This window comes from Priestia megaterium, assembly GCF_041941685.1.
GTDB lineage: Bacteria > Bacillota > Bacilli > Bacillales > Bacillaceae_H > Priestia > Priestia megaterium_C.
In genome coordinates this window covers 465,001-489,275 of sequence record NZ_CP130958.1, presented here as the reverse complement: position 1 = coordinate 489,275, position 24,275 = coordinate 465,001, and the positions used below count along the sequence as shown (strand labels likewise).

Annotated in this window: 23 protein-coding genes, 1 tRNA gene and 2 rRNA genes (1 of these 26 running past the window's edge); 4 read left to right on the top strand and 22 right to left on the bottom strand. The window is 38.1% G+C overall.

The features are described from left to right. Positions 1-56: 56 nt before the first annotated feature. The 7 genes from Q5794_RS02660 to iolG form a co-directional block, all read right to left on the bottom strand. Positions 57-845: a 5-deoxy-glucuronate isomerase gene (locus Q5794_RS02660; RefSeq protein ID WP_192997894.1), complete on the bottom strand. Its 789-nt coding sequence runs from the start codon at positions 843-845 to the stop codon at positions 57-59. A gap of 88 nt (positions 846-933) precedes the next feature. Next, positions 934-1,959 (bottom strand): LacI family DNA-binding transcriptional regulator, encoded by a 1,026-nt coding sequence (locus Q5794_RS02655; RefSeq protein WP_374988666.1) that lies wholly within the window; start codon positions 1,957-1,959, stop codon positions 934-936. A 60-nt stretch (positions 1,960-2,019) separates the two neighbouring features. Continuing rightward, a complete protein-coding gene (gene iolE, locus Q5794_RS02650) occupies positions 2,020-2,916 on the bottom strand; it encodes a myo-inosose-2 dehydratase (protein ID WP_192997892.1) in 897 nt (298 codons plus the stop codon). 84 nt (positions 2,917-3,000) lie between these two features. Continuing rightward, positions 3,001-4,935: a 3D-(3,5/4)-trihydroxycyclohexane-1,2-dione acylhydrolase (decyclizing) gene (gene iolD, locus Q5794_RS02645; RefSeq protein ID WP_374988665.1), complete on the bottom strand. Its 1,935-nt coding sequence runs from the start codon at positions 4,933-4,935 to the stop codon at positions 3,001-3,003. A 111-nt stretch (positions 4,936-5,046) separates the two neighbouring features. Continuing rightward, positions 5,047-6,504 (bottom strand): CoA-acylating methylmalonate-semialdehyde dehydrogenase, encoded by a 1,458-nt coding sequence (locus tag Q5794_RS02640; protein WP_192997890.1) that lies wholly within the window; start codon positions 6,502-6,504, stop codon positions 5,047-5,049. Between the two features lie 73 nt (positions 6,505-6,577). Beyond that, positions 6,578-7,585 (bottom strand): 5-dehydro-2-deoxygluconokinase, encoded by a 1,008-nt coding sequence (gene iolC / locus Q5794_RS02635; RefSeq protein ID WP_192997889.1) that lies wholly within the window; start codon positions 7,583-7,585, stop codon positions 6,578-6,580. Between the two features lie 76 nt (positions 7,586-7,661). Next, on the bottom strand, positions 7,662-8,684 hold the full coding sequence (gene iolG, locus Q5794_RS02630; RefSeq protein WP_192997888.1) for an inositol 2-dehydrogenase: 1,023 nt from the start codon (positions 8,682-8,684) through the stop codon (positions 7,662-7,664). Positions 8,685-9,122: 438 nt separating this feature from the next. On the opposite strand from iolG, the gene Q5794_RS02625 reads away from it, so the two are divergent. Beyond that, positions 9,123-10,403: an MFS transporter gene (locus Q5794_RS02625; protein WP_214989008.1), complete on the top strand. Its 1,281-nt coding sequence runs from the start codon at positions 9,123-9,125 to the stop codon at positions 10,401-10,403. A 63-nt stretch (positions 10,404-10,466) separates the two neighbouring features. Here the strand turns inward: Q5794_RS02625 and Q5794_RS02620 are convergent, their stop codons facing one another. Continuing rightward, positions 10,467-11,465, bottom strand: coding sequence for a LacI family DNA-binding transcriptional regulator (locus Q5794_RS02620; protein WP_013055218.1), 999 nt, complete (start codon positions 11,463-11,465; stop codon positions 10,467-10,469). A 176-nt stretch (positions 11,466-11,641) separates the two neighbouring features. Between Q5794_RS02620 and Q5794_RS02615 the strand changes: the two genes are divergently transcribed. Further along, complete coding sequence (locus tag Q5794_RS02615) at positions 11,642-11,851, top strand: alpha/beta-type small acid-soluble spore protein (RefSeq protein WP_016762907.1); 210 nt, start codon at positions 11,642-11,644, stop codon at positions 11,849-11,851. A gap of 230 nt (positions 11,852-12,081) precedes the next feature. Here the strand turns inward: Q5794_RS02615 and Q5794_RS02610 are convergent, their stop codons facing one another. From Q5794_RS02610 to Q5794_RS02595, 4 genes are all read right to left on the bottom strand, one after another. Then, entirely contained in the window at positions 12,082-12,309 is a 228-nt protein-coding gene (locus Q5794_RS02610) for a hypothetical protein (protein ID WP_192997886.1), read from the bottom strand. A gap of 75 nt (positions 12,310-12,384) precedes the next feature. Beyond that, on the bottom strand, positions 12,385-12,876 hold the full coding sequence (locus tag Q5794_RS02605; protein ID WP_025753600.1) for a general stress protein: 492 nt from the start codon (positions 12,874-12,876) through the stop codon (positions 12,385-12,387). A 174-nt stretch (positions 12,877-13,050) separates the two neighbouring features. Then, on the bottom strand, positions 13,051-14,502 hold the full coding sequence (gene cls / locus Q5794_RS02600; protein WP_214989007.1) for a cardiolipin synthase: 1,452 nt from the start codon (positions 14,500-14,502) through the stop codon (positions 13,051-13,053). A 477-nt stretch (positions 14,503-14,979) separates the two neighbouring features. Continuing rightward, positions 14,980-15,810: a GNAT family N-acetyltransferase gene (locus tag Q5794_RS02595; protein WP_214989006.1), complete on the bottom strand. Its 831-nt coding sequence runs from the start codon at positions 15,808-15,810 to the stop codon at positions 14,980-14,982. A gap of 148 nt (positions 15,811-15,958) precedes the next feature. Between Q5794_RS02595 and Q5794_RS02590 the strand changes: the two genes are divergently transcribed. Continuing rightward, on the top strand, positions 15,959-16,132 hold the full coding sequence (locus Q5794_RS02590; RefSeq protein WP_013055212.1) for a hypothetical protein: 174 nt from the start codon (positions 15,959-15,961) through the stop codon (positions 16,130-16,132). A 160-nt stretch (positions 16,133-16,292) separates the two neighbouring features. After that, positions 16,293-16,829: an SH3 domain-containing protein gene (locus tag Q5794_RS02585; RefSeq protein ID WP_028410207.1), complete on the top strand. Its 537-nt coding sequence runs from the start codon at positions 16,293-16,295 to the stop codon at positions 16,827-16,829. A 53-nt stretch (positions 16,830-16,882) separates the two neighbouring features. On the opposite strand, the gene Q5794_RS02580 is transcribed toward Q5794_RS02585, so the two are convergent. From Q5794_RS02580 to Q5794_RS02535, 10 genes are all read right to left on the bottom strand, one after another. Next, entirely contained in the window at positions 16,883-17,011 is a 129-nt protein-coding gene (locus Q5794_RS02580; protein WP_013055210.1) for a YjcZ family sporulation protein, read from the bottom strand. Positions 17,012-17,240: 229 nt separating this feature from the next. Next, positions 17,241-18,002, bottom strand: a complete 762-nt coding sequence (locus tag Q5794_RS02575; RefSeq protein WP_057240546.1) for a D-alanyl-D-alanine carboxypeptidase family protein — start codon at positions 18,000-18,002, stop codon at positions 17,241-17,243. Between the two features lie 207 nt (positions 18,003-18,209). Continuing rightward, positions 18,210-19,553 carry a LysM peptidoglycan-binding domain-containing protein gene (locus tag Q5794_RS02570; protein WP_374988664.1) on the bottom strand — a complete coding sequence of 448 codons (1,344 nt, stop codon included), beginning with the start codon at positions 19,551-19,553 and terminating at the stop codon, positions 18,210-18,212. Between the two features lie 280 nt (positions 19,554-19,833). Beyond that, on the bottom strand, positions 19,834-21,606 hold the full coding sequence (locus tag Q5794_RS02565; RefSeq protein WP_374988663.1) for a PHB depolymerase family esterase: 1,773 nt from the start codon (positions 21,604-21,606) through the stop codon (positions 19,834-19,836). Between the two features lie 442 nt (positions 21,607-22,048). Then, positions 22,049-22,351 (bottom strand): GNAT family N-acetyltransferase, encoded by a 303-nt coding sequence (locus Q5794_RS02560; RefSeq protein ID WP_374988662.1) that lies wholly within the window; start codon positions 22,349-22,351, stop codon positions 22,049-22,051. Positions 22,352-22,695: 344 nt separating this feature from the next. Next, positions 22,696-22,818, bottom strand: coding sequence for a hypothetical protein (locus tag Q5794_RS02555; protein ID WP_280167623.1), 123 nt, complete (start codon positions 22,816-22,818; stop codon positions 22,696-22,698). A gap of 80 nt (positions 22,819-22,898) precedes the next feature. Next, complete coding sequence (locus Q5794_RS02550; protein WP_374988661.1) at positions 22,899-23,300, bottom strand: hypothetical protein; 402 nt, start codon at positions 23,298-23,300, stop codon at positions 22,899-22,901. A gap of 139 nt (positions 23,301-23,439) precedes the next feature. Next, positions 23,440-23,516, bottom strand: a tRNA-Met gene (locus Q5794_RS02545). An 11-nt stretch (positions 23,517-23,527) separates the two neighbouring features. Continuing rightward, positions 23,528-23,643 (bottom strand): 5S ribosomal RNA (gene rrf, locus Q5794_RS02540). A 63-nt stretch (positions 23,644-23,706) separates the two neighbouring features. After that, positions 23,707-24,275, bottom strand: a 23S ribosomal RNA gene (locus tag Q5794_RS02535); it runs 2,367 nt beyond the window's last position.

Genomic DNA, 24,275 nt, shown 5'->3' with positions numbered 1-24,275 from the left:
ATTTTTCATTCGAGGTTTTTCAACATTTGAAACCCATTTCGTATAAAGATCTTTATTTATTTTTCGGGCCAAATTTTTGCATCCGGCTCTAATAACCACTTATGCTCTTCTTCCATAATACGGTCTGTCCACGGATTATTGTCGAGATGGCGAATCATCCAGCAGAAGTACATCGCATAGCCGGGAGCCGTTGCTTGAGGATGATCCAATTCGCCGGGAATTGTAATAAAACTGTTATCAACTACACGGTACGCATCTTCTCCAACCATTGCGCAGCCAAATCCTTGTGGCTTGTCAAAACGATAGTAATACACTTCGGGCTGGTCATGATGATGAGGCGGATAACTCGACCATCTTCCTGGATAAGAAATAACTTCTCCAATAACAAGGTTAGAGTAAGGAGCGTTATTGTAGTCAAAAATTGTTCGAATTACACGCTGAGCAGTACCTTCCCATACTCCTTCACCAGCCACGGTGTTTTGACAATCTTCAGGCGTATATAATTTTGATGAAAACTCTTTTTCATTATCCGTTTTTTGAATTAGCACTTCACTATCGGCAAGCCCGGTAATTTTAACCTCCACATTTTTTGAAACGTGCAAACACCAAGGCTCTTCTTCAAATAGGGACTGGCGCTGAATTTCTTTCGAATGGCCTTCCCACTCTAGCTTTACCTTTCCTTCTAGTAAAAGAATAGCCGTTTCATTGCTGCTGTCTAGCAAAGTTTCCTCTTTTCCTTGAGACATTTTATAAATTCCAATATCCATCAGCATATCTTTGTGCTGACCAGTCATTTCTGTAAGTACGTTGTATCCTTTATTTAATTCACCTAATTTACCTAACATGCTTAAATTCCTCCTTTATGTAGTAGCGCAATAATAATTTACGTATCACTGCGATGATTTTTGGTAGCCGCAATATTCTTCATGATGTTCAATTATTTATATAGGCTCTCACGTCTCTTCGCAACGGAGCCGTTGATTTCCGAACAATCAATTTTGGCTCAAGAAGCAAATGTTCTTTATAAATCGCTGGATATTTCATTTCTCTAACCAGCAAATCCACTACGTTTACAGCCATTTCTTTTGTCGGCTGTGCTACCGTTGTCAACATGGGTGTAATGGTAGTAGAAAGAACCGTATTATCAAAGCCAATCACTGATAAGTCTTGCGGCACATCAATTTTGAATTCTTTGGCGGCTTGCATAACGCCGATAGCCAGTAAATCGTTACAAGCAAAAATAGCCGTCACTTTCTCCTTCATTGAAAGAATTTGCTTAGCACTTTCATATCCTTTTTGAATACTTGCTTCGGTCGTAATAACGTGCTGAGGCGGCACGATGGTTCCATTTTCTTGCATAGCGTCTTGAAAAGCATCTAAACGGGCGTGATTACTTTTTGCATTTTCTGTAATAATCGCAATTTTTTTATGATGCAAAGACAGCAAATAATCAGTCGCTAAATAGCTCCCTTTATAGTCATCCACTGTCACTGTATTAACGGATATGTGAGGAATTTCTGAAGCAATAACGCTAATCGGTATATCTTGCTTAAGCATATTTTTTAAAAGATTAGCATTGCGAAAAGCAGAAGCTACAATTAAACCGTCGATTCTCTGACGTATTAACAGCGATAGATACTTTTTCTCTTTTTCCGCATCGTTATCGGTATTGCACATTACAACGTGGAAACCTCGCTCATGACTTCGGTCTTCTATGCTTCTTGCCAAATCGGCAAAAAAAGGGTTGGAGATGTCAGGTACGAGAAGCCCAATCGTTTTAGTGGGTTTTCCTGTTAAAGCAGATGCTACGACGCTTGGATGGTAATTCAACTGCGCCATAACCTCAATTACTTTTTGTCTTGTTCTTTCACTAATATGACCGGTTTGATTGATGACTTTTGATACGGTAGAAATTGATACACCTGCTTCTTCAGCCACACTATAAATAGTTGGCTTCATTTCCTCTCCTCCTTTCCTTTCATAAATACATAAAAGGCGTAAAATCTTTTACAATGGAAATTAAAGACCGCTTTTTTCTTTAATGAAGTTTCTTGCTTTTAACGCATATTCAAAAGGATTAGCAAGGGCTGGATCCTGTTCTGCTTCTACGACAAACCATCCGTTATAATCCGAAGTGGCAAGCGTAGTAAATACTTCATCAAATTCAATAGCTCCGTCACCTGGAACAGTAAAGGCTCCTTCTTTTACCGCTTGCAAGAAGCTCAGGTCTTGTTCTTTGACTCGATCAACTACTTCTTGACGAATATCCTTTAAATGAACATGCTTAATACGGTGCAGATATTTTTTTAAGATATAAAGAGGTTCTTCTCCTGAAAAGACAAGATGACCGGTATCAAATAGCAGCGAAACAAGCTCTGGATTGGTAAGCTCCATTAGCTGCTCAATTTCTTCTGTTGTTTGTACACCTGTTCCCATATGGTGATGATAGACAATATGCATATCTTTCTCTCGTGCCAGTTTCCCAAGATGGTGCAGGCCTTCTGCAAGTCTGCTCCACTCTGTTGGCGTGAACACAGGCTTTTCTTTAAATAAAGGAACATCCATCAGCCCTTGAATGCTGTGCCCTTGTTCAGACACAACAATTACTTTTGCTCCCATTTCGCATAAAAAATCGCGATGTTCAATAAATGGCGTCACCGTTTCTTCCAGCGGCTTTGTTGTTAAAAATGTACTAAACCATGCACTTGCAATTTCCAAATTCCGAAGCGATAATGCCTTTTTTAAGATTGAAACATTTCGCGGATATTTGTTTCCGACCTCACTTCCTCTAAAACCGGTTAAAGCCATCTCACTGATACACTGTTCGAATGTATTTTCAGCTCCCAGTTCAGGCATATCATCATTTGTCCAAGCAATTGGAGCAATCCCCAGTTTGACCGTATTTTCCTTGAACATCTCTTCCTCTCCCTTATATGAAATTAAAACCTCTTTTATATTTATCGAATGTTTCTCTTCAACAACCTCATTTTCTCCTGCTTCTTAATAAACTCTTGCCATTTCAAGATTTTTCACCTTATCTTCATAAGCTTCCTGTACATGCTGATTTTTAGATACCTCTGCTACTCCTACATGCCACCATGATTCATAACCGTTCGTCATAGTTTTTGGCAGCACTTTAATATCAATTAGCGTAGAAACCTCTTGTTTTTGTGCATCTTCTATCGCCGTTTTTAATTCTTCAAGAGAACTTACGCGATACGTTTTTACACCGTAGCCTGCGGCGCTGGCTGCAAAATCAATTTTCATCACGTTTCCGTTTAGTTTTCCTGTTTCATCGTTTCGATAACGAAACTCTGTGCCAAAGCTCCCCATGCCATTTGACATTTGAAGGTTATTAATGCACCCGAAGCCGGAGTTATCAAACAGTAAAATGTTTATCTTTTTTCTTTCTTGAAGGCTTGTAATAAGCTCTGAATGAAGCATTTGATAGCTTCCATCTCCAACCATCGCATACACTTCTTTAGCTGGTTCTGCCAGCTTAACTCCAAGTGCGCCTGATACTTCATATCCCATACATGAATATCCATATTCCATATGATAGGTATTAGGTTTATTAGACTTCCACATTCTCTGTAAGTCGCCTGGAAGACTTCCTGCTGCACCCACAATGACGGAGTTGTCATCAAGGAGCTTATTCACCTCTCCAATTACTTCTGTTTGCGTTAATTGAGTACCAAGTGATTCTGCATATTCACCTAAGCTCTCATCTAAATGACCTTGTATTTCCGGAACAAAATCTGCACCAGTAAAACGTATGCTATGTAGACGCTCTAATTCTGTTTCCCATGCGTCTTTAGCACTTGTAATTTCTATTGTATAACCAGACTGATAGCCAATTGATTTTAGCTCTTTCCTAAGAGCAAGCAACCCTTCTTTTGCATCAGCTACAAGTTTCACAGCATCAAGTTTATTTGCATGAAATTCAGACGTGTTAATGGTAAGAAATTGCACGTTGGGATGTTGAAAAAGCTGTTTAGATGCTGTTGTAAAATCAGTAAATCGAGTGCCTACTCCAATTACTAAATCTGCTTCTTTAGCGATTGTATTAGCAGCTGAGTTTCCTGTTACACCTATTCCGCCCAGATTATAGCGATAGTCACTTTCAACGGCACTTTTCCCTGCTTGAGTTTCTCCAAATGGAATATGGAACTCACTAGCAAATTGTTTTAACTCTTGTGCAGCTTCTGAATACCGAACGCCTCCTCCGCAAATGATGATGGGCTTTTTCTTTGTTTTCATTAATTGAATTGCATCTGCTAGACTGTCCCTGGTCGGAAGGCGGCGCTCAATGCGATGAACGCGCTTTTGGAAGAAATAAGCTGGAAAATCCCATGCTTCTCCCTGCACATCTTGAGGCAAACAAATAGTTACAGCTCCCGTATCTGCAGGATTCGTTAACACACGTATCGCATTAATCATAGCTGTCATCAATTGTTCAGGGCGGCTTACGCGATCCCAGTACTTACTCACTGATCGAAAAGCATCATTTGTAGAAATAGATAAATCATATGACTGTTCAATTTGCTGCAAAACGGGATCCGGCTGTCTAGTTGCAAATACATCACCAGGAAGCAGCAAAACTGGAATGTTATTAGCTGAAGCAGTAGCTGCCGTTGTAACCATATTTGCTGAACCTGGCCCCACTGAAGATGTGCAAGCCATAATCTGCTTTCGATGTTTTTGTTTTGCAAAAGCCATCGCTGCATTGGCCATTCCTTGTTCATTACGTCCTTGATATACATCTAGATTTCCTGGGTCTTCTTCCAAAGCTTGCCCAAGACCTACCACATTTCCGTGCCCAAAGATTGTAAAAATCCCTTTAATAAACTGATGCTGCTTTCCATCAAATTCAACATACTGCTGATTTAAAAACTTCACTAATGCTTGTGCCGTCGTCATTCTAACTGTTTCCATGCTTCTTTCTCCCTTCTAGTACTAGATTGCGATTTTAAAAAGGAAGCATAAGGAATATCTTTAATTCCTGATACTTCCTTTTAAAATGAGATGCGATTTTTAATGAATCACTTACCAGCGCGTTGTTACCATTTTCTTTCTTGTATAAAACTCCACGCCGTCCGTACCATTTGCATGAAGATCACCATAAAAAGAATCTTTCCAGCCAGAGAATGGGAAGAATGCCATAGGTGCCGGTACCCCTACATTTACTCCTAACATACCAGATTCAATATTTTCACGGAACTCACGTACGCTTGCGCCGCTATCTGTATAAATACAAGCACCGTTTGCAAATCGAGAGTTATTAGCTACTTCAATAGCCTCTTCTAATGTTTTCACACGTACAATGGACAGCACAGGTGCAAAAATTTCATCTTGCCAAATTTTCATTTCTTGCGTAACATGATCAAAAATCGTTGGTCCTACAAAGTAGCCCTTGCCATTTACTGCTGCATCTGTGCGACCGTCACGAATAAGCTCTGCTCCTTCTTGCACGCCTGATTCAATATAGCTGAGCGTACGCTCTTTATGATTTTCACGAATGACTGGTCCTAAGAAGACGTTTTCTTCTAAGCCGTCGCCAATTACAATATCATTTGCTTCCTCTACTAATCTTTCAATTAGCTGATCCGCAATTTCTTCTTGTACAGTAACAACAGATGCTGCCATACAACGTTCACCTGCTGAACCAAAAGCAGCTCCGATAATTTGTTTTGTTGCTACGTTCAAATCTGCATCATTTAATACAATTGAATGGTTTTTAGCACCGGCTAAAGCTTGAACACGCTTTAAGTTTTCCGTACCTTTTTTGTACACGTACTCAGCTACAGGCTGGGAACCTACAAACGAAATAGCTTTCACTAATTTATGTTCAAGAAGACCGTTTACCACATCATGCGCGCCGTTTACAATGTTTAATACACCTTTTGGCAAACCAGCTTCTTCAAACAGCTCAGCTAATCTTGCAGCTAACAGCGGTGTACGCTCAGAAGGCTTTAACACAAATGTATTGCCGCAAGCGATTGCAAGCGGGAACATCCAGCAAGGAACCATCATTGGAAAATTGAACGGCGTAATTCCTCCAATGACGCCAATTGGGTAGCGGTACATGCCAGATTCAATGTCTGTTGCAATATCAGGAAGCTGTTTACCCATCATTAACGTAGGAGCACCTGCCGCGAATTCTACGCATTCAATACCACGCTGCACTTCGCCTCGCGCTTCGTTAAAGCTTTTTCCGTTTTCCACCGTCACTAACTTTGCCAATTCATCCCAGTTATCTACTAATAGCTGCTGATACTTGAACAAAATTCGTGCACGTTTAGGCACGGCTGTTTTTGCCCATCCTTTAAAAGCTTCATTTGCTGCTTGCACCGCTTGATCTACATCTTCTTTTGTAGAAAGAGGCACCTGTGCAATTAATTCACCTGTCGCCGGGTTATACACAGGTTCTGTTTTTGATGAAGCTGATTCAATCCATTGTCCACCAATATAGTTTTTTACTGTTTTTACTGCTGTTTGTGTCATTGAATATCTCTCCCTTTATCTGATTTTAATAAGCTTCTATTCCTTTAATCTTTTAAGATTTTTCCTATATCTGTTAAGCTTCCTGCAAAACTTCCGTTGCTGTCTCCATAAAGTTGAAGAGCTCAACGCTTGTCGGCATAGCATCTGAACAGCTGTGTTTTGAAATTACAATCGAAGCTGAGGCACCTCCCAATCGCATTGCCTGCGGAATTTCAAGCCCTTGCATCAATCCGTAAATAAAGGCTGAAGCATAAGAATCACCAGCGCCAAACGTTTTAAGAACTTTTGTTTTAAATATTCCTCCGCGATGAGAATCGCCGTCTCTTGTATAGGCAATGGATCCTTCTCCACCATGCTTAATCACGACGATTTGAGCATGGTGAGAAAACCACCGCTCTGCTGTTACTTGATCATTAGATTCTTCATAGTTTAATAATTTTTCCATCATATCAAACTCTTCTCTCGTACCAATAATTACATCTGATTTTTCAGCGGCTAAATTAAAATAGACGGCTGTTTCAGCTTCCGATTCCCATGTATATGGACGATAATCGATATCAAAAAACACTACAACTTCATGCTTGCGTGCGTGTTCTAGTGCTAAAAACACTGCTTCACGAGAAGGACTTTGTGCAAGAGCCGTTCCAGATATTAAAAGTGCCTTTGACCGTTTGATATATTCTTCGGATACTTCTGTAGGACTTAGCTTTAAATCCGCTACGTTATCACGATACATTAAGATACTGCAATCTGTAGGGCTTTTGATTTCCGTAAAAGCTAGCCCTGTTACGGCCCCCGTTTTATCAATAACAATGCTATCTGTATTAATCTTATTTTTTTGCAGATAATCCGTAATGAAGCGTCCCATTTGATCATCTGATACTTTTCCGATAAAACCGGTTTTTAAGCCTAGCCTTGCTGCTCCAATCGCAATATTAGCCGGAGAGCCTCCTACATATTTAGTAAATGTTTTAGTCTCTTCCATTGGACGCTGTGTTTCATTTGCATTTAAATCAATACATAAACGGCCAACAGCGATGAAATCTAACCCACGATTTTCTTTAAAAACAAGCGGATTCATCTTTATTCCTCCTTAGTTAAGCGCTTTCCTAAAAGGGTAGAAAGACCAATTTCTTTCATCCCCACGTTTACCCTCATTAATTCACTGCGTATTTTTTATGTTCAATCTTTACTGGCTGCCCGGATAGTAAAGATTCTTTTGCTGCTTTAGCAATTCGTTCTGCTTGTAACCCATCGTTCCCTGTACAAATAACGCTTTGTTTTTCCATAATTGCTCTTGCAAACTGTGTCACTTCCGTTATGTACGCTTGTGTATAGCGCTCAAGAAAGAAATACAGCGGCTTCTCTTTCACTACACTTTCGCCTGTTGATATTTCTACTGTAGTAGGACGGCAATTGTCAGCAGCAGCTGCACCTTTTTCACCAAAAACTTCAAGGCGCTGATCGTAACCGTAGACAGCTTGACGACTGTTATCGATTACACCTAAAGCTCCATTTGCAAATTTTAATGACACAATTGCTGTATCTATATCCCCCGCTTCTTCAATAGCAGGATCGATGAGCGTCGTGCCGTAAGCCGATACTTCTACTACTTCGCTGCCCATTACATAACGAGCCATATCAAAATCATGAATCATCATATCCATGAACAATCCTCCTGAAGCACGAACATATTCCGGACTCGGCGGCTGAGGATCTCTAGACGTAATTTTTAGAATGTGCGGCTGTCCTACTTCTCCTTGCTGTACAAGATCATGCACTTTTTTAAAGTTGGGATCAAAGCGTCGGTTAAAGCCAACTTGAAGCTGAACATCATGTTCTTTTACTACTTCTAATGCTTGAATTGTTTCTTCTACTGAAAAACTAACGGGCTTTTCACAGAAAATATGTTTTTTCGCTCGAGCAGCTTCTTCAATAATCGATGCGTGCGTATTCGTTGGCGAACAAATGAAAACGGCATCAATTTCTGGATCAGCTAATAAATCTTGATAATTTGTTGTTAACGTCGAAATTTCTTTACTTGCAGCCCATTCATGTAAATGATCTACTACCACATCTGAAACCGCTTTAATTTTTATTTGCGGCATTAATTTTAAATTATCAACGTGTAATTTCCCTATGCGTCCAGCACCAATTATTCCAATTGTAAGAATCCCCATCTTATTTTCCCCTTTAATTAAAAGTTAAGAAAACATTCGCTCAAACCTCTATATAGGTTAAGCGCTTTCCTGATTACAATTATACATAACGTTTTCTGAAATGCAAACATTTTTTATGGATTATTTAGAATATTTGATTTTTAACAATCTAAACGTATACTATAAAAAAACTATTTTCATTTTTTTATCTATTTATCAATAAAACATAAAACATAAAGAAACTCTCTATATTTAAGTATTTTTATCATGAATTCAGTGATTATTGCCTTACGTACTAATATTTTTATGATTAAAATCATTTAATTGAAAATTATATATATTTAAAATTTTAATTGACGTTCAAAAAATGTAAGCGTATACTTTTTATCAAATAGATTAAGCGCTTAACCAAATTAGTTTGATGTTTTACACAAAATAATCGATCTGGTGGTGTGGAAAATGAATGAATTTATTTCCAGAAAAACGGTTTTAGACAGGATTGGGATCCCTTCTCATTTAACGTGGGGATACATAGGTATTATTGTTTTTATGATTGGCGATGGTTTAGAACAAGGATGGTTATCTCCTTATCTTGTAGAACGAGGTTTAACCATTGAACATGCTGCTTTACTGTTTACTGTTTACGGCATTACGGTCTCTGTTTCTTCCTGGTTCTCCGGCGTACTGGTTCAGCTGTGGGGTCCTAGAAAAGCAATGGCATTCGGCTTGATATCCTTTATTATTGGTTCAATTGGATTTATAGGTTTAGGACTTCATATTATGAATTACACAATTATACTAATTTGTTATGCTCTTAGAGGATTTGGTTACCCTTTATTTGCTTACTCATTTTTGGTCTGGGTGTCTTACCGCACGCCCCAGGAAATGCTTTCAAAAGCAGTAGGCTGGTTTTGGTTTGTCTTCCAGCTTGGATTAAGCGTAATCGGAGCCTTTTACTCAAGTTATATGGTTCCGAAAATTGGCGAAATCGCTACCTTGTGGAGTGGTTTACTTTTTGTTTTGATCGGTGGAATCTTTTCGATTATTATGAATAAAGACAAGTTTACCGTACAAAAAGTAAACGATAATAAAACAAAAGAATTAATGAAAGGGATTACAATTGCATTTGAGAACCCTAAAGTAGGGATCGGCGGCATCGTAAAGATTATTAACTCTGCTGCTCAATTTGGATTTGTTGTTTTCTTGCCAACATATATGATGAAACATGATTTTACGATGAGTGAATGGTTGCAAATCTGGGGTACATTGTTTTTTGTGAATATGGCTTTTAATATTATTTTTGGTATTGTTGGAGATAAGTTTGGCTGGGTAAATACAATCAAATGGTTTGGCGGAGTTGGATGCGGAATTGTAACACTTGCTCTCTACTATGTACCGCAATTCGTCGGACATAATTATTGGGTGATGATGATTGTCGCATGCTGTTACGGTGCAACACTAGCAGGTTATGTCCCTCTTACAGCGTTAGTGCCTTCTTTAGCTCCGGAGAATAAAGGAGCTGCAATGTCTGTGTTGAACTTAGGATCTGGACTTTCCGCTTTTGTAGGTCCTTTAATTGTGACCGTTTTTATTGGTCTTTTGGGCACGGGCGGCGTAATTTGGATCTTTGCTTGCTTATACTTCTTTGGTGCTTTTCTAACCGGTTTCCTTACGATTCCAACAGAGACAACTATTAAAGGCGAAACAATAAACGAAGTCAAAAGTCCGGTCTCTCTATAAATATGCTTAAGCAGAAAAAGCTGGAGGTGTCTCAACACCTGCAGCTTTTTTACCTTCTCTATTTTATAACTTTTTTACCGACGCACGTTCTACTAGTTCGGGAATAATCGTTACTCGCTGTTTCGCATGCTCTTCTTTTTTCATAGACTTTAACAGCTGTTCAAACGTACTAGTAGCCATCTGAGAAATGGGTTGTTCAATCGTTGTCAAACCCGGCTCAGCAATATCGGCATAAATCGTATTATCGAATCCAATTACCGACAGATCTCCCGGGATCGAAAGCCCCTGCTTCCTTGCCTCGTTTATGAGCGATACCCCAATTAGATCTGTACATGCAAAGACTGCTGTTGGCCTATTAGGCAAGGAAAGCAGCTGTTTACTTGCTCTCCTGCTATCTTCTACTGTTGAATAACAGCTGATAATGGACTGATTTTCTAGTGATAAATTTGCTTCTGTGAGCGCTTGTTTAAATCCCGCTAATCGCCCCTCACTGCTTTTTCTATCTTTTTCAGTCATAATCGTTACCGATTGATGACCTTTTTCTATTAAATACGTACCTGCGATATATCCTCCGCGAACGTTATCAATTGTCACTACATGAGTTGAGATAGAAGGATGGTCAACTGAAAACAATACAAGCGGTACATCATGCTTCACAATTTTCTTTACGAGCTTCGTATCATTTAGCTCGGTTGCGATAATGATTCCATCTACTTGTTTTTTAAATAAAAGATCTATATATTCATGCTCGCGCGCAGTTTGATGATCTGTACTGCATAAAAAAAGCGTGTATCCCGCTGCTCTAGCACTATTCTCAAAAGCTCTTGCTACCTCTGCAAAAAAAGGATTAGAGATATCAGGAACTAGAACACCGATCGTGTACGTCTTTTTTCCTGTTAACGCCGCTGCGACACTGCTAGGCTGATAATCTAATTCCATCATTACTTCATTCACTTTTTTTATCGTTTTTTCACTAATACGGCCTGTCTGATTGATTACTTTGGATACAGTGGCTATCGATACCCCTGCTTTTTTCGCAACATCGTAAATGGTTGGTTTCACTTTCACTGTTCCTTTCTTCGTGATCTCTTTCCTTATTTTATCACGAAAGTATTCAATCGTTTTATATATTACCATAAGCATATTCTATAAGTCCTTGAAAAATTTTTTTATTTTATGTATAAAAACTATCTATTAATCAAATCATAATCTTAACCTTATAAAAGGAGTTGATTATGATGGCAAACAGCAGAAATAAGAGCAGCAACGAATTAGCAGTACACGGTGCTCAACAAGCAATCGATCAAATGAAATATGAGATCGCTAGCGAATTTGGCGTAACTCTTGGTCCTGACACAACTGCACGCGCAAACGGCTCAGTAGGCGGCGAAATCACAAAACGCCTTGTGCAAATGGCTGAACAGCAACTTGGCGGCGGACGTTTCTAAATCACTATCATAAGCAATACGGCTGGAGGAAGAGCGAATGACCGTTCTTCCTTTTCCAATTTTTATATAATCCCTTATCGCTTTCCTTCTCCTCTATATGTATCTAAAACAAAACCACTACCCCATAACGTTCACATCCTGTTATATAAGGTTCTCTTTCTCTCACAATAGATTGTTTATGATAAAACATAAAAAGAAGTTCCTTTTATAGGAACTTCTTTTATCTCACTTTATAAATGTGCAAGCTCTTTAGATATCTTTTCGGTCTTTGCTTTAAGCTGTTCTTGCTGACCTTCTAAGTCAGCAAGAACAGCTAACACTTCTGTATTCTCTGGTTCTTCTTCATACTGTTTTAACGTAGCAACAAGAGACTGTGAAACTTTGATGAGCTCTTGATTAACTTCTTGCTGCTGTATTAAATAGTCAAGTTCGTATTCCGTTTTTTCTAGATTTCTCATTGGTCCCCTTCCTTTCGTTAACTAGCTTTTATTTAAGAACGCAGTCTTTTATTATCTCATTTAGTTACTCCAACATTACCTTATTTTATTTTCGTGATTGCCGTATAACATTTTTTCATTCATTGGGTCAGCTGATTTTTCAGCAGGTGTCACTGTTTGTCCTAGAGCTGAATTGTGTTTATCATGCTCAACTGCGTCTACCATCAGCAAAACTTTTCCTTTTTTAAGATCAGATACATATGAGGAAGCTTCTGCAGCAGGTACACCATATTCGGTTAATTGATTTTCGATTCGATTAACATCTTGATCCATTTTTTCTTCAGACGGAGTAAAAGCATTTTTTATTTTCTCCATAAAGGATTGATGGTGCTTTGAGTGTTGATCTGTATCAACTGTTTGCACATCAATTCCTGCAGAATGCTCAATCGCTTCTGTATTTTCATGACGCAGACCACTGTTTGTCAAAACAGAAAGTGCACTGTCCGGATATCCCTGTGTTTTTAAATTTCGAATCGCTGTAATAACGGCTGCCTCTGAATCATACGTACCTACTACATTTTTTGTCATTTTCTATTCCTCCTAGGTATTATCATTTTTTAGCTTGTTATAGTATTAATACCCTTGGATTTTTTGGTAAAACTTTTTAACTCTATCTCTAGCTCTCCTTACAAGGAAAAACCAATAAAACAACAGACCTGAATCTAAAAATTCAAGTCTGTTTCATGATATCAATGATTTTTATTATAAAATTGGTGACAGTAAGCGGGATACCGCTTCTTTAAATTTTATAAGAAGAGAGCGCTCTTTATATCGTTCAAACGTTAATTTTGAACTGCATTGCACATCTTCAAGAAACAGGTTCTGCAACTTTTTGGCAATAGGCTGGTCATATACAACTGCATTCACTTCAAAATTAAGGCTGAAACTTCGTGGATCAATATTCGTCGTTCCTACGGAAGACACTTCATTATCTACTACAATCGTTTTAGCATGCAAAAAGCCTTTTTCATAGAGATAAATATTCGCACCATACGTCAGCAGTTCGCCTACGTGAGACCACGTAGCCCAATAAACAAAAGGATGATCGGGTTTGTTTGGAATCATAATATGAATCTCTACTCCAGATAATAAAGCAATTTTACAAGCATCCATAAAGCTTGCGTCTGGAATAAAGTAAGGCGTTTGAAGGTACACACTTTCTTTGGCCGACATAATCAATGAGATATACATGTTTTTCAGATGCTGGGTAGTCGAGTTTGGCCCGCTTGCTACAATTTGTACAGGAACCGTTCCAGAATGAGTTTCTGTACGATGCAAAAATTGTTCCAGTTCAATTGGCTGTTTTGTTGCTTGATGCCAATCTAAAATGAATCTCCCTTGAATATCGTTCACTGACTCTCCTTTAATGCGAAAATGAGTGTCTCTCCAATAACCCATTTTTGGATCTAACCCTAAATATTCATCTCCTACGTTAAATCCTCCTATGTATGCTACTTCACCATCAATAATACAAAGCTTTCGATGATTTCGATTGTTAATCCGAAAATTAATTAAGCGAAGAATTGAAGGGAAAAATGCCTGTGCTTCGCCGCCATATGAAATAAGCTCCTTAAAAAATGATGGCGTCATTTTTCTAGATCCTACTTCATCATAAAGAACGCGAACCTTTATGCCTTCTTTTGCTTTTTTTGTTAGCTCATCTCTTAATTTTTTCCCAAGATTATCTCGTTGAATAATATAATATTGAATATTAATTTCTCTTTTAGCATTTCGAATGTCCTCAAACAATGCATCAAATTTCTGATTACCATCACTAAAGATATCAATTTCATTGTCGGTGCGCACGAGTGACTTAGAAGAATTTAAATTAGTGAACAGCAGTTTATTATGTTGAATCAATAAATCATTTCGATATTCATGGGTAGCTTTAAGTTCTTTTAATTGTTCATCTACTGAAGATCTTAAATATTCCCGCTCATCAGATGATAACTTATAAAAGTTCTTCTGTTTTAGCTGTCTTCCAAAGAATAGATATACAATAAAGCCGACAATCGGTATAAAAAATAAAATAAGAAGCCACGCCCATGTAGATCCTATATCTCTTCGTTCGATGAAAATAAGAATACCGGCTAATAAAACATTAATAGCTGTTACAACAGATACACTTAGTGTAAAGATATGGGCAAATTCCATTCTATTACTCCTTTCTTTCTACTGCATTGCTTTATTAACTCATTCCCATTTTTAACGCTCTCATTCACTTTACTATACATAACACAGATCGCTTCCTTTTTCATCTTTAGTATCCAAATTTTATTGTTTTTTTATTTTTTGCTATACCAAAAATGTAAAATTTTTCTTTTCGTGGTGTATTAAAAACAAGGAGGAAATAATTTGTTTTTTTCTTTTATTTTTCTTAGCCTCATCAATGTATTTATCAGTATTAGCCTGGGGTATACGGCTTATCAATTGTTTAGAAAAGCATTTATTGGAGGTATTCTTACGTGTATCCTTGCTTGCAGAGCTCCTATTATATTTGTATGGCCTTTCCTGTTTTTATCAACGGGCATATCACTTTTTCTCTACTTTCTCATTATTTACTCAAAAAAGCACATATCATCTAATATGTAAATAAAAAACACGAAAATCTAAGATTTCCGTGTTTTTTATCTAAAAGCTGTATACGTAATAATCCTGCACGTGATATGAATTGAAACCGCATGTTTCGTAGAGTTGCAAAGCGCGTTTGTTTTTCGCTTCAACCTCAAGAAATATATCATATCCTAGCTGAACCTGCTTTAAAACAACTTGTTTTAAAGCAGCTTTTCCTATTCCCAATTTTTGATAAGAAGGCAAAATACCAAATCCATAAATCCATGCTTCGCTTTTATCATAAGATACCCTTAACTTTCCAACCGCTTGACTATTGTACTCTACGATAAAATGATTTTGCTGTTCTTCCGTTTTCGTTTGTTCATAATAAGCAGCTGCTTCTGTTAAAGACATACCAAAGCATTCCACATCAACTTGTATTTCCATTTTCATATCGGTATCTGATTGGGAAGAGCGAAGTGTAACAAAGGGATTATCATCTTCCAATTCTTTTTTTGTCCACTTCATTTGATATTCTGAAAAAGTAAATGAACATGGAATTTGCTTTAAGAACTCCCTGCCTGAAACCGAATCGCCAGGAGCATTTAATAAAATTTCTGTATACCCACGCTTCTTACATATATGTAAAGCTTGAGAAAACAGCTTTGAAAAAATCCTTTTTCGGCGATAGCTAGGAGCGACCATTCCGCATATTTCTACTGTATTCCCAAACCCATAAAGACCAATAAACCCAACAAGCTGATTATCTTCATAATGAAAAAAATCGTTAACTTCATTTTGTTTTCGACTTCGTAACATATCAAAATTCAGCTTCAGCTCTATGTGCTCTTCTTGTTCGCAAATAGACTGTAGCTTTTGTATATCTTCTAACACATGTTGTTCTAACATAAAACGCCCCCTGCATTCTTCTTTTTATTATAAGTTCGGCTTTATTTAACTTTTTCCTTTCATCTTTAGCGCAATAGTCGAATAATTATAGGGTAAAAGCAAGATCAAAAAGCATAAAGAGTAATCAAACTAAATAGGCGGGGTGCTTATGAAAAAGACCATTTTAATAAGTTTTATTGCACTAGTTGCTTTAACCATTATTTATTGCCTGCAGAAAGAATTTATTTTCGCTTTAGCTTTGTGGAGCATTTATGGAACAGTATTATCTGTTTTTGTATATTTTTCTTTTTACAAATCAACGGAAAATCGCGAAGAACAGTAACGATAAAGCTATTAAAAGATCTGTGAAATAAACCTTTTTACAGATCTTTTATAAATTTACAACTGGGATATATGTTGGTAACAATTTAGAAACAAGTAATCCTTATTCTTAGTGTTATAGAAAAGTTATTACCTATTTCACTAAGGAGTTGGATATTTGTATGAAGACAATTACAAAATCTATATCGGTTTTAGCATTAGCAGCGGGCTTTACTTTTTCATCTCTATCTGGAACACTGCCATTCACTCACGAGCAAACAGCAAGTGCAGCAGAAAAAATAAACGCACCGTTCAGCGTATATGAAGTGACCGCAAACGTACTCAATATACGTTCAAAACCTAGCACTCAGGGAAAGATTCTTGATACATTAAGAAAAAAAGATCAAATTGAAGTAGTCAAGTTTGTAAATGCAGACTGGGCTGCCATTAAAATAATTGGCGGCACCGGATATATCAGTACTTCCTATTTAATGAAAGTCCCTACTACTGTTCATACAGCTGCTAACCTTAATTTACGCACAGGGCCTAGCACAAGCAACAAAGTTGTAACAACTATTCCTAAAGGAAAAAGCGTCAGCTTCTTAGCTTGGGGCTACTCAAAAGATAACAAGCTTTCATTTGATTGGGCTTTTGTAGAATACAACGGCTTTAAAGGATATGTAAGCACTTCGTACTTACAGTTACCTACTTATAGATAAAAACAGATAACTCCCTTGAATTATTTCAAGGGAGCTTATTTATGGACACCTTATTAATAGTGCCCTGCCCATGAAGCACCAATGATAATTAGTAAAATAAATAGCACAACGATTAACGCAAAGCTACTTCCGTGACCTGCTCCGTATCCGTACCCATAACCATAACCTCCGTAAAAACTCATTTTCTTTCACCTCCCTTTTTTGTAGAATATGTGAAGGGAAATGAAAACGAACATGATTATTCTTTATCACAAAATTCATTATAATTTATAAACGTTAACTCTTTTACTAGTAAGGCATAGGATATAGCATCCCGTGGTTCATCTCTACATCTTTCCCTCGTTCCCACCTTTAAAGTAAGGGTATATTCCAGCAATACAAAAAAAGAAGAGTTTATATAACTCTTCTTTCTTATTGAACTGGATTATCAACTTGCATGTAGTCATTATAATATTCTTCTAACGTAATTCCTTTCTTATACACCTTAGAGGCGAGTTCTTTTCCGACAAATCGTATATGCCACGGCTCATATTTATAACCTGTAATCTGCTGCTTTCCTTCTGGATAGCGAACAATGTATCCGTATTTATATGAATTTGCCTCAATCCATTTGGCTTCAGGAGTATCTTTAAAACAATCTTGAGCTGCACACTTACCGGTGCTGCTTGATACATCTATACTTAAACCAGTCTGATGTTCACTGCTGCCTGGATGAGCGCTGTAATGATTAGCTGCCGCTTCTCCATCTTGTTTTATATACGCTTGATAAAGAGATTCTTGACGGCTTTGAGAACGATAGGCAGAAACACCGGCTAGGTAAATTCCTTCTCGTTCAGCAGCTGAAAACATCCTTTCTAACGCTTTTGCTGCTTCTGTACGCATTTGGCGCTTTTCAATTTTTTCTTTAAATATAAACCGAACGTCTGGGTATACAAGGTCAGTGGGTTCATAGTGATCAGGAAGAAGATTTTGCTTGTTTACTAACACAGCAATGGACTCTGGGTTCCCTACAATTTCTATACTATTCTGCTTCTGTTTAGAAGAAGATAAAGGATTATGATCAGACGTATTCAAACGATCGTTGTGCTGAAATAATCCCTGATAGCCTAGATACGAGAATCCTGCAATAACCCCCAGCACTATTAGTAAAGCCATTTTTTTATAAAGTTTCATATTTCTATACTCCTGACATATTTTCAGCTTTTTAGGACACTCAAACATTGTATATAAATCAAGAAATAATTACTAATATAACAAACTAATTCCTACTATAAATTTTAGTATGCCCGGACCTAATTTTTTCAAACGTTCATTTTAAACATAAAAAAGAGATGTCTCCTAAAAGACATCTCTCTTTACTTCTATTCTATAAGACTAGTATTAGTCGATAACTGTAATTTTAACTGATCTTCTGCCCCAGTCTTGTGCAGCACTATCTGAAGAAACGAATACATCAATTCGATTTCCTTTAATTGCGCCACCTGTATCTGCTGCTACAGCTTGACCATAACCTTCAACGTATACTTTTGAACCTAATGGAATAACGCTAGGATCAACCGCAATTACTCGTTGATTTGGATTTGATTTTAAATTTACTCCAGTAGCTGTTGTACCACTGCATCCAGCACAGTTAGCTGTATAAGCTGTTGCTTCAACAGTCATAGACTTGCCGCTAGCTTGCTGTTGAGACTGCTGTTGCTGCTGTTGAGCTGCTTGTTGCTGTTGCTGAGCTGCTTGTTCTTTTTGTGCTTGTTCTTGTGCTGCCTGTGCTTGTGCTGCTTGAGCTTGCTCTTGTTCTTTTTGTGCTTGTTCTTGTGCTGCCTGTGCTTGTGCTGCTTGAGCTTGCTCTTGTTCTTTTTGTGCTTGTTCTTGTGCTGCCTGTGCTTGTGCTGCTTGAGCTTGCTCTTGTTCTTTTTGTGCTTGCTCTTGTGCTGCCTGTGCTTGTGCTGCTTGAGCTTGCTCTTGTTCTTTTTGTGCTTGCTCTTGTGCTGCCTGTGCTTGTGCTGCTTGAGCTTGCTCTTGTTCTTTTTGTGCTTGCTCTTGTGCTGCCTGTGCTTGTGCTGCTTGAGCTTGCTCTTGTTCTTTTTGTGCTTGTTCTTGTGCTGCCTGTGCTTGTGCTGCTTGAGCTTGCTCTTGTTCTTTTTGTGCTTGCTCTTGTGCTGCCTGTGCTTGTGCTGCTTGAGCTTGCTCTTGTTCTTTTTGTGCTTGCTCTTGTGCTGCTTGAGTTTGCTCTTGTTCTTTTTGGGTTTGTTCTTGTGCTGCTTGTTCTTGCTGAGCTTGTGCCGTTTGAGACTGCTGCGCTTGTGGAGCTGCCTTTGCTACTGGCGCACTAGCTGTTTGAGATTGAACTGCTTGTGCCGTTTTAATTTTAAATTGTTCTCCAGGGAAAACTAAGTCTGATGTTAAACCGTTCCATTCTTTAATTTCTTCTACTGTTACGCCATAATGTTGACCGATTGACCACAAAGTGTCACCACGTTTTACAGTATGTACGATTTCTTTTATGCTAGATAAGTTTAGTGTCTGATTTGGATAAATTAGTGTTGATGTTAAGTTATTAGCATCTTTTAGCTCGTCTACGCTCACATTATGATTTTGAGCGATTTTCCATAAAGTGTCACCTTTTTGTACTTCATACGTTCCGCTTGTAGAGGCAGATGCTGCACCTACAAATCCTGCTGAAAGAATTGCCGTTGTCCCTAGAGTAAATACAAATTTCTTCATTTTCCGAATACCTCCTTATTTACTCAATGACTGAATGATACCACCTGTTCATTTCACTTCCATTACAGGAATATTTTACTTTTATTACGGATTTAATTAATTTTAAACATTTTCTTGTAATATTTCTGACAATTCATTTTTGAATAATGATTAAATTTCATCAAAATCATGTCAAAATTTGAAGAAAACTCTATAAAAAGTTGGAGTTATATTCGGTGATAAAAGTAACTTATCAGCAAAAAAAAACCTTCTAAAAGCAGTTAGCTTTTAGAAGGTTTTTTTATTTATATGAAACAGTTAAAGTTGGAGCATATGCAGGATTGTCGCCCCCATAAATTTCAACTACGTCACTTAAAAAGTCCGCTGGACCTGAGCTTGACAAGCGAAATTGAGTTTTGCCGGTCCTATTCATATATCCCCAAAGTGAGGAAGGAAGTTGAATAGCTGTATATCCATTATTGAGTGAAGGCACTGACATTTGGAAGCCCCCTGAAATAGATGGTGAAGCCTGATAATCTATTTGTTCTAAAGCACTGCTAGTTCCAAATACACCGCTTTTAATATCTCCTTTCAAAGATGAAATATTACCAGTTGAAGATTTGCGATAAATTTTTAAAGATAAATCCGTAATGATTGCATCATCAGGTAAAGAACTTGTGTCAAAAGATAAAATGGTTCGGTATGTGTCGGTATTGTACATTCCTTTATCCCCAATTTTATGAATAGAACTACTCATACCGTCAGCTGATAAGTTTCCGATAAATCCATCTTCAGCAGCAAGCGAAGAAAATATTGAAGATTTCTCTGAAGTTCCAGAAATTTGATAAACTTCCGTCTTTACTTCCTCTTGGTTGCCCGCTGCGTCTACACTAAAAAACTTTACTGTTTTGCTAGAGTTGATGGTAATAGGCTCAGAGTACTTTAGAGAATTAACAGTTGGTATGCTTCCATCTAATGTATAGTAAGTGATGGCAGGTTCATTGGTTGATAATGTAACAGAAATGGAACTTCCATACGTCCCTCCCACTGGTGAAGCAGCTGTAACCGGTGGGGATATATCTCCTGAATTAGGAGCATCACCATTTTTCGGATGGCTTTTAAAAAAGTTCCAGCTTAATTTAGTTGCATTTGGTCCTTTAGGATCTGTATAAGAACCGGATGTACTTCCCCCTGACCAAGCATGTCCCATTCCTTCTATCATGTACTTTTCCATTACTGTTTTTCCGGCTGTATCTTTGTAAATATATTGCGTATAGCTTCTTCCACCGGATACTGTACCTGTTGCAGTTTGATCTGCCGTATCATCAATATTGTTATTATCCAGCCCATCAGACGCTCTATCATTTGTTTGAGCCCATTGCGATAATAATTGATGCGCATTTATAGGCGCAACGGTGTAGTCAGCTGTCCCATGAAACAAGATAACTGGAACCACTCGTTTATGATCTCCCATGGCTGAATAGGCTAAATCTCCTTGTTGGATAGGATTAGGACCTCCACTGCTCATTGCTGTATAAGCACCTGTCACATTAGTCGCTGCTTTATATTCTAAGCCAGCCCCAACGCTGATAGCCGCAAATATGTCTGGATAAGTAGCTCCCATAATAACACTCATAGCTGCACCAGCAGATAGCCCTCCAACAAAGACTTGGTCGGCATCTATTGAATAACTGCTTTTTATTTGATTGACCATTCCAGCAATTAACGCTGGTTCACCGCTTCCCCTTGATTGATGAGCCGTATCAAACCAGTTCCAACATTTATTTGAATTAGCAGAAGAAGGTTGTTCTGGATAAAGAACAAGAAACTTCTCTGTCTCCGCCAGTTCATTCATTTGCGTTCCTGCTGCAAATTGATCAGGGTCTTGAGTACAGCCATGTAGCATAACTACTAGAGGTAAGGCAGCACCTCCCTGATAACTGCTAGGTACGTACAGTTTGTATGTCCTTCCGTTATATGTTTTAGAGGTAAAACTTCCTGCGGCTGAAGAAGATACAGCACCTAAAGATAAAAAAAGTATAAAAATCATCCCTGCTATAAATAATCGTTTCATCTTCCTGCTTCCTCCCTATATTGATATGGCTATACTTAACAGCAAACGTACATATCGGTATGGTATGGAAATGAATAAGAGTTACTAGTAAGATGATAGCAAGGTTTTATGTAATAAAATTTATATTAACTGCACGATTTGCCTACGGTTATGAGGACGAATAAAATCATTCATCTCCCAAAAAAGAAAACGCTTACATTAAATTGTAAACGATTGTGCCGATAAATACTATAAAAAAGACATACCTTTTAAAAATAGGCCGGTATGTCTTCTATGGATTGCTTACTTAAGTATTCATATTGTGACTCGCTGCAATTTACCATAGCAATGGATTGAGGATAACGTTGTAAATGAGAAGGGAGCTCCTTAAACCCAAACTGATGATAATATTCAGGAAGAATATCGCTATACAGCATAAAAATAGCGCTGCGCTTCTCTATCTTCATCTTTTTAAAAAGTCTTCAAGCATATCACGGCCATACCCCATTCGTTGATAAAGCTGGTGTACAACAACGGATCCAATACCATGCAAAGCAAACTTTAATCGAGGAGTTTGTAAAAGAAGCAAAATAAATGAACCAATAATTTGATTCTCTTCATTTACGTATACATACCGAATTCCATATGTTTCTTCTTTTTGATTATCTCTCACATACTCTTTGTACGTTCTGCCTTTAGGCCATGCGGCATATCCCATTTGATAGACTTCTGCCAATTCTTCAGACTTTATTTTTCTTAATAACATGAACATCCCCTCTTTATTTATAATCCCATACGTCAGCAGACATTTTTTATAAAGTTAAAAATAGTTCCTGTATGTATATATTATACTTCATCCTACGGAAGCTTTCTTGCTCTGAGTGCTATTAACAGCTAATAGTGAGCTACTTTCTCAAAAAACTAGAAAGATTCCTGATAGCTGTTCCTTACCCATAGCAGTCATATATGTAAAGATACTCTTTATCATTCCATAAAAACATAGAGATGTAAATGTATTTCCAGCTTCATTTAGCATTCATTACGTATTACTCATCAAAAAAAGCATAGAAACTACGTTCTATGCTTTACAGTGAAAGTACTCATCATTTCTTAAGCTTTTTCGTTCTCTACATACTCCACTAGATGAAAGAAAAAACGATATGTAAGAACAAGAGCTTCACCTATCGACATTTTTTCATTAAACTCTTTTATAGCATCTAACTCAATATTCACATCCCATAATCCATCTTTATCATTAAATAAAAGCTGGACGCTTGTTGGGCTTTCATTAAGTTCTTTAGCAAAAAATTGTTTTAGTAAAGAACCGAATTTTTTTGCATATGTAGCCCTGTTAACACTTTATATGTGCCAAACACATCATCCACTTCAAAAGAACATCCATCAAGCTTAATAAATTCGAACCATTTTGATTCTATATATAGAAATTCACTTCTGTGTTCTTTCAAGTAAGAAATGGGCGTATCTAAAAACGAAAGAGGAGATTCTTCTGCGATCAGCTCGTCCGATTCTTTATCTACTCTTTCGATATAAGAATCTTTAAAACGTAAAGATGCCTCTTTTTCTTCTATCATCAGGTTTTGCGGTACCAACTCTTTTTGCAACGCATATTCCTTTTCTTCCTGGTATAGAGATAAAGATTGACCTTGAACGTTCATTTCTTTTTCAATATAAGTTTGAATATTACTTTGTAACATGAAAAAACCTCCTGATTAATCTGCATCACTATCTTATATCATAACCTAAACAAGTGTTTATAAATATAGCCAAACAAAAAATCCTTAGGCTATGCCTAAGGATAATAATGATATATTCAAGTATGTATAAAAGATAATTTGGTTGCGGGGACAGGATTTGAACCTGCGACCTTCGGGTTATGAGCCCGACGAGCTACCGAACTGCTCCACCCCGCGATAATAAAAATGCCTGGCAACGTCCTACTCTCACAGGGACAAAGTCCCAACTACCATTGGCGCTAAAGAGCTTAACTTCCGTGTTCGGTATGGGAACGGGTGTGACCTCTTCGCTATCGCCACCAGACAAGAGATTGCTCTCTCAAAACTAGATAACAGTTTACTGAGTAAAGCTTACGCTTTTAAAGTTTTGGTTAAGTCCTCGATCGATTAGTATCAGTCAGCTACACATGTCGCCACGCTTCCACCTCTGACCTATCAACCTGATCATCTTTCAGGGATCTTACTAGCTTGCGCTATGGGAAATCTCATCTTGAGGGGGGCTTCATGCTTAGATGCTTTCAGCACTTATCCCGTCCACACATAGCTACCCAGCGATGCCTTTGGCAAGACAACTGGTACACCAGCGGTGTGTCCATCCCGGTCCTCTCGTACTAAGGACAGCTCCTCTCAAATTTCCTACGCCCACGACGGATAGGGACCGAACTGTCTCACGACGTTCTGAACCCAGCTCGCGTACCGCTTTAATGGGCGAACAGCCCAACCCTTGGGACCGACTACAGCCCCAGGATGCGATGAGCCGACATCGAGGTGCCAAACCTCCCCGTCGATGTGGACTCTTGGGGGAGATAAGCCTGTTATCCCCGGGGTAGCTTTTATCCGTTGAGCGATGGCCCTTCCATGCGGAACCACCGGATCACTAAGCCCGACTTTCGTCCCTGCTCGACTTGTAGGTCTCGCAGTCAAGCTCCCTTGTGC